This window comes from Lacisediminihabitans sp., assembly GCF_036404185.1.
Lineage (GTDB): Bacteria > Actinomycetota > Actinomycetes > Actinomycetales > Microbacteriaceae > Lacisediminihabitans.
On sequence record NZ_DASWPB010000190.1, the window covers coordinates 1 to 7422 of the forward strand.

Genomic DNA, 7422 nt, shown 5'->3' on the forward strand with positions numbered 1-7422 from the left:
CCGTCGCTCACCGCGACGAAGTCGGTGAAGGTGCCACCGACGTCGATCCCGATCCGTACCCTGCCGCGTGTCACCATGCTGTTTTTCTTCCTGTCGAGAGCGGATCGGTCATCTCCGGTTTGCCACGATCAGCCGGTCGCCGATGAGGTTCACGGAGAACACCACCAGGACCGTGGCGATGCCGGGCAACGTGGAGATCCACCACGCCGTCGCGAGGTACGGTTCGCCCTCGGCGACCATGAGACCCCAATCCGCCGTCGGCGGCTGCACACCGAGGCCGAGGAAGGTCAGTCCGGATGCCATCAGCACGGAGCGCGAGAAGTCGAGCGTCGCCGTGACGACGACGACACCGAGGATGGACGGCAGGAGCTGCCGCAGCACGATTCGGATGGGGCCGGCGCCGGCGGAGACCGCCGCGTCCACGAACGGCATGTCCCGCAGGCGCAGCGCCTGCGCTCGGCAGATGCGGTAGTAGGTCGGCCAGCCGCCGAGCGCGATCACGATGATGAGGTTGGACGTGCTCCGCCCGGCGAAGGTGAGGATGGTGATCGCGATGAGGATGCTCGGAAGGGCGAGCTGTGAATCGGACAGCCTACTGAACACCTGGTCGACCCAGCCGCCGAAATAGCCCGCGATGAGCCCGAGCAGGGTTCCGAAAACACCTCCGACGACGACGGAGAGGGCACCGATGAACAACGGCAGCTCGCCGCCGCGGAGCAGTCGGCTGAGGATGTCCCTACCCAGCTGGTCGGTTCCGAGGGGATGCGCTGCGGATACCCCTGGCGGCAGCGCGATGGTGAACAGATCCTGCGTCAGCGGGTTGACCGGGTCGATGAGCGGGGCCGCGACCGCCGAGATGACGACGACGGCGAGCATCCCGACGCCGATCCACAACCCGACATTGCCGCGGAACGGAGCCCGGAAACGTCGGGTCGTGCGCAGGATCGGATCACGGTCGAGCAGGGTCGAGATCGTCGGGGTCTCGGGATCCACGGCGCTCACCGTCGTCCTCCCGTCAGGCGGATTCGGGGGTCGATGAACCCGTACAGCAGATCGACGAGGAGGTTGAGCGCCACGAAGATGATCGACAGCACCGTGACCAGCGCGAGCACCACGGGATAGTCCCGGTTGAGGATCGAGCCGATGGCGAGCTGGCCGATGCCCTGCCAGGAGAACACCTGCTCCAGGATGATCGAGCCGCCCAACAGGGTGCCGAGTTCCAGACCGACGATGGTCACGACCGGCAGCAGCGCGTTGGGCACGATGTGCCTGAGAACCACCTGACGCCGTCCGATCCCCTTGGCGAGCGCGGTACGCGCGAAGTCCTGACCGGCCACCTGTCCGATGCTCTGCCGGAACACCCGTGAGACCGTCGGCATCAGCACCAGCGCGAGGGCGACGGCGGGGAGGATGAGGTGCCGCAGATCGCCGCTTCCCCCGGTGGGGAGGATCCGCAGCCCCACGCCGAAGACCAGCGCGAGCACGATTCCGAGGTAATACGAGGGAAAGGCCTGCAGCAGCCCGACCGGCCAGCTCGTCACGGTCCGGGTGAAAGCATTACGCCCCTGCGCAGCGAGGTATCCGAGGGGCAGTCCCACCGCGAGGGCGAGGACCAGCGCCGTGACCGCGAGCTCGACGGTCGCCGGAATGCGGGCGAACACCACAGCAACGGACGGCTGGTGGTACAGCAGCGAGTCGGGGAAACGCAGTGTCACGGCCTCCTTCAAAAAGATGAAGTACTGCACCCAGAGCGGACGGTCGTAGCCGAGATTGTGCCGGAACTGGTCGACGACGCTCTGAGGAGCGGCGGGATCGACGAGAAGGCGGACGGGGTCACCGGCGAGGTTGAGCGAGAAGAAGACCAGGGTCACCACGATGAGCACGGCGATCGCCGAGCTGATCACGCGAGTGAGCAGATATCGTGCCATCCCTCAGCGCCTTCCCCCGTGTCCCGTCGACCCCGTCCGCCTTTCCCGTCCCCTACTTCGCCACGCCGAAATCGGCCGGAAGGATCCACTCGTCGTCACGCTCGGTCCAGGTGATGTCCTTCGGTACCGCGTAGACCTTGGGCTGCGGGAAGAGGAAGATCACCGGAGCCTCGTCGCGCATGACCGTGACGGCCTTCTCGTAGTACGAAGCGGCCTCCGCGGTCGTCAAGGCGTAACGACCCTTGTTCACGTCGTCGGTGAACTCCGCGTTCTCCCAATACGCGTACGGGCTCCCCGTCTGGAACAGGCCGAGGAAGCGGTCGGTGCTCAACTGCGACTGTGTGAGATACGCCGCCTGCGAGAGCTGGTGCAGGGTGGTGTACCGCTGCAGATACGTGGCGAAGGGCAGGTCGTTCTCCTTGAGGGTGACACCCACCTTCTGCAACTGCTGATTGATCGCCTGGGTGATGTTCTGACCCTCGACGTATGTGCCGATCGGCACGTCGATGGTGAGCGTGAACCCGTTCGGGTACCCGGCTGCCGCGAGGAGTTTCTTCGCCTTCGCCGGATCGTATGGGTAGGGCTTCAGCGACTTGTTGAACCCCACGAAGTAGGGCGTCAACACCTGTCCCTGGCTCTCCGTGGTCGAATTGCCGAGCAGGGATTTGATGATGGTCTTCTTGTCGACCGCGTAATTGAGCGCCTGACGCACCTGTTTGTTGTCCAGCGGCTTCTGCTCGGTGTTCAGCTTGATGAACGCCGCCCGGATGCTGGCAGCCTGCACGAGCTTCAGGGAGGAGACCTGCTTCACGCGGCTGAGGTCCTTCGGCTCGAGATCACCGGCGAACTGGATCTCGTCGGTGATGAGTGCGTTGGCCTCTGCCGTCGCATCCGAGTAGACGTGGTAGCTCACATTCTTGATCGCGGGCTTGGCACCCCAGTAGTTCGGGTTCGCTGTGAGCTGGATGTCCCCCGATGGGGTGAAGCTCTTCACCTCGTACGGGCCGCTTCCGAAGGCCTCCGTGGCGGGCTGATGTGTTCCGGCCCACTCCGGATCGAGAAAGTCGATGTAGGGCAGCACGAGGAACAACGAGACGTCCGGCCCCTTGAGGGTCACGTCGACGGTGTGTTTGTCGACCACGTCGACCGACTTGATCGTCTGCAGGTAGGCGGAGATGGAGTGCTTCGACGTGGGAGAGAGCAGACGATCGAAGTTCCACTTGACCACATCGGCGTCGACCGGCGTCGTGCCGTCGCTGAATACCGCCTTCGGGTTGAGGGTGAAGCGCCACTCCGTCGAGCTCAGCTGCTTCCAACTCGTCGCAACATCCGGATGCGGCTTCTGTTTGGCGTCGACGGAGACGAGCGCGGAGTAGACGGATGCCGCAACGCCGCGATCGGAACGAACGGTGCCGGCATCGGCCGGGTCCAAGGAGACCACGGCGCTCGTGAGGCCGATCGCGATGGACGTTGGCGCCGTGCCCGAGCCGGAACCGCCGGTAGCGGTGGCGGACGATGCACAGCCGGTCATGGCCAGCGCCGCCGTTGCGAGGACCGCGGCTGAGACGAGGACGGGTCTGAATCGAGGCATGAACAACCTTTAGTCGGTGGGTGGGTTGCGGACGGATGACTCTCTAGACGCTATCCAGCACTCCGCGCCCGCGCCGATGCGGGGCGTAACGGTATGTCACACTGGCGGTCGAACGGCCCCGTCCGCACTTGAATGGGAGCCATGACCACAACGCCGACTGTCCGTTCGGACGGACGAGGCGCGCACGTGGTGCTCTCCATCGAAAACCTCGTCATCGAGTTTCCCGATGGCCGTGGCGGATCGGTGAGGGCGGTCGACGGCATCAGCCTGCAGGTCCGCCGCGGAGAGCGAGTCGCCATCGTCGGCGAATCGGGATCCGGCAAGTCGACGCTGGTGTCGGCCGTGCTCGGCCTGCTCGTCCCGTCAGCGCGGATCGTCGGCGGTGAGATCCTCCTGATGGGCCGCGATGCTCGAGATCCTCGGGAGCTCGACCAGCTGCGCGGTCGGGTCGTCGGCTACGTGCCCCAGGACCCGCAGTCGAATCTCGATCCGTTGATCCGCATCGGCGTCCAGGTCGCCGAGGGACCGCGGGCGCACCGGCTGGTCGACCGCGGCGGAGCGGCTGGACGCGCCGTGGAACTGCTCGCGGGTGCCGGCGTCACCGATCCCGTCCAGCGGGCGGCGGCGTATCCACACGAGCTGTCCGGCGGCCTGCGGCAGCGTGCTCTCATCGCGATCGGGCTTTCCAGCCAACCCGAACTCCTCATCGCCGACGAGCCCACCTCGGCCCTCGACGTCACCGTGCAGAAGGGGATCCTCGATCGGCTGGAGCAGATGGTCTCCGCCTCCGGGCTCGCGCTGCTTTTCATCACCCACGACCTGGCGGTCGCCGCCGAACGCGCCGATCGGGTGATCGTGATGCGCGAAGGGCGGATCGTCGAGACGGGCAGTGCCGGCGAGGTGCTCAGCGCACCCCAGCACGAGTACACCCGCGAGCTTCTCGCCGCCGCACCCGCCCTCCACACGGCGAGCGCACCGGAGGCGAGCGGGGAGAGCGAGCTCCTGCTCAGCGCGCAGGATCTGCGCCGCACATTCCGCGTGGGAGGCCGCGAGACGACCGCCGTCGAGGGGGTCTCCTTCCACCTCAACGCGGGGCGTACGCTCGGCATCGTCGGCGAGTCGGGATCGGGCAAGAGCACGGTCGCGCGGATGCTGCTGCGACTGACGGAGCCGACGTCCGGCACCGTGAGGTTCGACGGAGTCGATCCATGGACGATCGGCGGTCACCGGCTGAGAAACTTCCGCCGCGAGGTGCAGCCCGTGTTCCAGGATCCGGCATCGTCGATCAACCCGAGCTTCACCGCGGCACGCGCGATCGCCGATCCCCTGCTCATCAATGGCGATCAGGATGCCCGCGGCCGCCGAGCGCGGGTGAACGAGCTCGCCGATCTCGTCGGCCTGTCCCGTGACCTGCTCGGCAGGCATCCCGACGAGCTGTCCGGCGGCCAGAAGCAGCGCGTCGCGATCGCACGGGCTCTCGCGCTCCAGCCCCGGTTGGTCGTGCTGGACGAGCCCGTTTCGGCTCTCGACGTGCTCGTCCAGGCGAGGATCGTCGACCTGCTCAAGCGACTCCAACGCGAGCTCGGTGTCGCCTACGTCTTCATCTCCCACGATCTCGCGGTCGTGCGCCAGCTCGCCCACAACGTGATCGTGATGCATGACGGCCGCGTGGTCGAGTCCGGTCCGACCGGAGAAGTGCTCGGCTCGCCCAAGGCCGAATACACCCGTCTGCTGCTGGATGCCGTGCCCCGACCGGCGGCATGACCGCCGATGTCTCGCTCGCGCTGATCGGCGTCGGGCCGCGCGGCGCCTCCATTCTCGAACGCCTCACCATGATTCTCCGCGACCGCGACGTGCCGACCGGACTCGTCATCCACCTCATCGATCCGGCTGAACCCGGTCCGGGTGCCGTCTGGCGTACCGACCAGCCGCGGTCGCTGCTGATGAATTCCCCGGTCGGGAGCACGACGCTCTTTCCCGACACCTCGATGACCACGCTGGCGCCGCCCGCCGCAGGTCTCACCCTGTTCGACTGGTGTCGCGCCGTCGTCGCACAGCATGACGGTGTAACGGGCGATGATGCCTCGGAGCCGACCGGAATGCTCGCGGAACAGCCGGTCGCCGGAGTTCCCGGCACCTACCTCGGTGAGATGCGCGGCCTCACGGCGGACGGCTATCCGAGCCGAGCCATCTACGGCCTCTACCTGCGCTGGTTTCTCCGTCGGACGCTGGCGATGCTGCCCGCCGGCGTCGAGGTGCGGGAGCATCGCACCCACGCAGACGATGTCGAACGTCTTCCGGACGGCCGATACCGCGTCGCACTGGCCGACAGCGACCCCCTCGTGGTGGATGCCGCGGTATTGTCGCTCGGCTGGCTGCCCGCGGTGGAGGAGGGCGCACCCGCATCGACAGCCCGGCGGATCGCCCCCGCCACCGCGATAGACCAGAATCTGGACGCCATCGCGCCGGGCGAACACCTGATCGTCCGCGGCTTCGGCATGAACTTCTTCGACAGCATGGCGCTGCTCACCGAGGGTCGCGGCGGTCGATTCATCTCGCGGGCCGGGCGTCTTCGCTACCAGGCGAGCGGGGCGGAGCCCGTGCTGCACGTGGGATCCGGCCGCGGAGTGCCCCACCGCAGCAAGTCCGAATTCTCCCTGCGCTCGCGCATCCGTCTTCCACGGACCGAAGCGGTCGTCGCGGCCCGACTACCCGACCGACGCCCCATCGATCTCACGCGCGAACTGCTGCCGGCGATCGAGGCGGATGCCCTGGAGGCCTATTACCGCGCACTCGCCGAGACCGATCCCCACTCGATCGGGGGTCGTCTTGACGCCCTCGTCGCGGCGCTCGGTACGCAGAGGGAGCGCTCGGCAGTCGAAGCCTCCGTTTCCGACCCCGGGCTGCGACTGGACCTCCACCGACTGGGCCGCCCCCTCGACGACGACTTCGTCTCGCCCGACGCGTTCGACCAGGCGCTTCGCGAATTCGTGCGACGAGAGCTGCACGAGGGAGGCCGCGAGGTCAGCCCGCTCAAGGTGGCCGCGGCGGTGTATGGGGCCGCACGCAAGGCCGTCGGCCCGCTGATCCGCGGTGGCCAGCTCGTCCCGTCTGACTACGACGGCCCATACCCTCGTTTCTCGGCGCTCGGCGCGGCGCTCGCGGGCGGACCTCCCCCTCGACGGATGGCGGAGCTGGAGGCACTGCTCGACGCCGGAATGGTGCATGGTGTCGGGCCGGACATGCGGGTGACCACGACATCCTCGGGCTTCGAGGCCGAGTCGCCCGCGGTGAGAGGTTCCCGAGTGCACGCGACACATCTGCTTGAGGCCTGGATGCACCGGCCGGCCGTGACGAAGAGCGCCGACCCGCTCCTGCAACGACTCCTCGATCGCGGACTGCTCCGCGCACATCGTGTGGGCGGCATCGAGACGGGAGCGATCGACGTCGACCTCGACACCGGGCGTGCCATCGGCGCGAACGGTGTTGCACAGGATTGTCTGCTCGTCCTCGGAGTCCCGACCGAAGGCGTGCAGATATTCACGATCGTAAGCCCGACCATCGAACCGAACTCCGCCTTCCTGCGCGAGACCGATACGGTCGCCGCGGGGCTCGCTTCGCTGCTGCTGAGCCGACGCTAGCGACGGATACGCCGTGGTGAACGGAGGGAGCGGTTTTCGATCCGTCTGCCCCGACGAGCGGCGAAACGGCTCGATCCTTGACAGTTAGATCTCTAATAGTTAGAGTCCTAATTATGGATGAACCGGAGATGACCACGACGACCAGCCTCGAGCTGGTCCGCTGGATCGGATGGGCCCAGATGCAGGCCGGCCAGGACTGGGTGCGCGAACGCGAGCTCAGCCGCGAGCAGGCCTTCGTGCTCGGCTATCTGGTCCAGAACCC

At 67.0% G+C, this 7422-nt stretch carries 5 protein-coding genes; 2 read left to right on the forward strand and 3 right to left on the reverse strand.

What is annotated here, in order from left to right; genetic code table 11:
* Positions 1-108: 108 nt before the first annotated feature.
* From VGC18_RS13605 to VGC18_RS13615, 3 genes are read right to left on the reverse strand one after another with little or no spacing between them, the layout of a single operon-like run.
* On the reverse strand, positions 109-1002 hold the full coding sequence (locus VGC18_RS13605) for an ABC transporter permease (protein ID WP_331098293.1): 894 nt from the start codon (positions 1000-1002) through the stop codon (positions 109-111).
* Positions 999-1928 (reverse strand): ABC transporter permease, encoded by a 930-nt coding sequence (locus VGC18_RS13610; RefSeq protein ID WP_331098295.1) that lies wholly within the window; start codon positions 1926-1928, stop codon positions 999-1001. The genes VGC18_RS13605 and VGC18_RS13610 overlap by 4 nt, the downstream gene beginning before the upstream one ends.
* A gap of 52 nt (positions 1929-1980) precedes the next feature.
* A complete protein-coding gene (locus VGC18_RS13615) occupies positions 1981-3519 on the reverse strand; it encodes an ABC transporter substrate-binding protein (protein ID WP_331098297.1) in 1539 nt (512 codons plus the stop codon).
* Positions 3520-3660: 141 nt separating this feature from the next.
* On the opposite strand from VGC18_RS13615, the gene VGC18_RS13620 reads away from it, so the two are divergent.
* Both VGC18_RS13620 and VGC18_RS13625 read left to right on the forward strand, forming a co-directional pair.
* Positions 3661-5283, forward strand: a complete 1623-nt coding sequence (locus VGC18_RS13620) for an ABC transporter ATP-binding protein (RefSeq protein WP_331098299.1) — start codon at positions 3661-3663, stop codon at positions 5281-5283.
* Positions 5280-7160 carry an FAD/NAD(P)-binding protein gene (locus tag VGC18_RS13625; protein ID WP_331098301.1) on the forward strand — a complete coding sequence of 627 codons (1881 nt, stop codon included), beginning with the start codon at positions 5280-5282 and terminating at the stop codon, positions 7158-7160. Before VGC18_RS13620 ends, VGC18_RS13625 begins: the two co-directional genes overlap by 4 nt.
* The last annotated feature ends 262 nt before the right edge of the window (positions 7161-7422 follow it).

What these genes read in the sequence shown, in the direction of transcription:
- VGC18_RS13610 (WP_331098295.1), bottom strand. Translation starts at nt 1,928, where the DNA reads ATGGCACGATATCTGCTCACTCGCGTGATCAGCTCGGCGATCGCCGTG.
- VGC18_RS13625 (WP_331098301.1), top strand. Translation starts at nt 5,280, where the DNA reads ATGACCGCCGATGTCTCGCTCGCGCTGATCGGCGTCGGGCCGCGCGGC.
- VGC18_RS13620 (WP_331098299.1), top strand. Translation starts at nt 3,661, where the DNA reads ATGACCACAACGCCGACTGTCCGTTCGGACGGACGAGGCGCGCACGTG.
- VGC18_RS13615 (WP_331098297.1), bottom strand. Translation starts at nt 3,519, where the DNA reads ATGCCTCGATTCAGACCCGTCCTCGTCTCAGCCGCGGTCCTCGCAACG.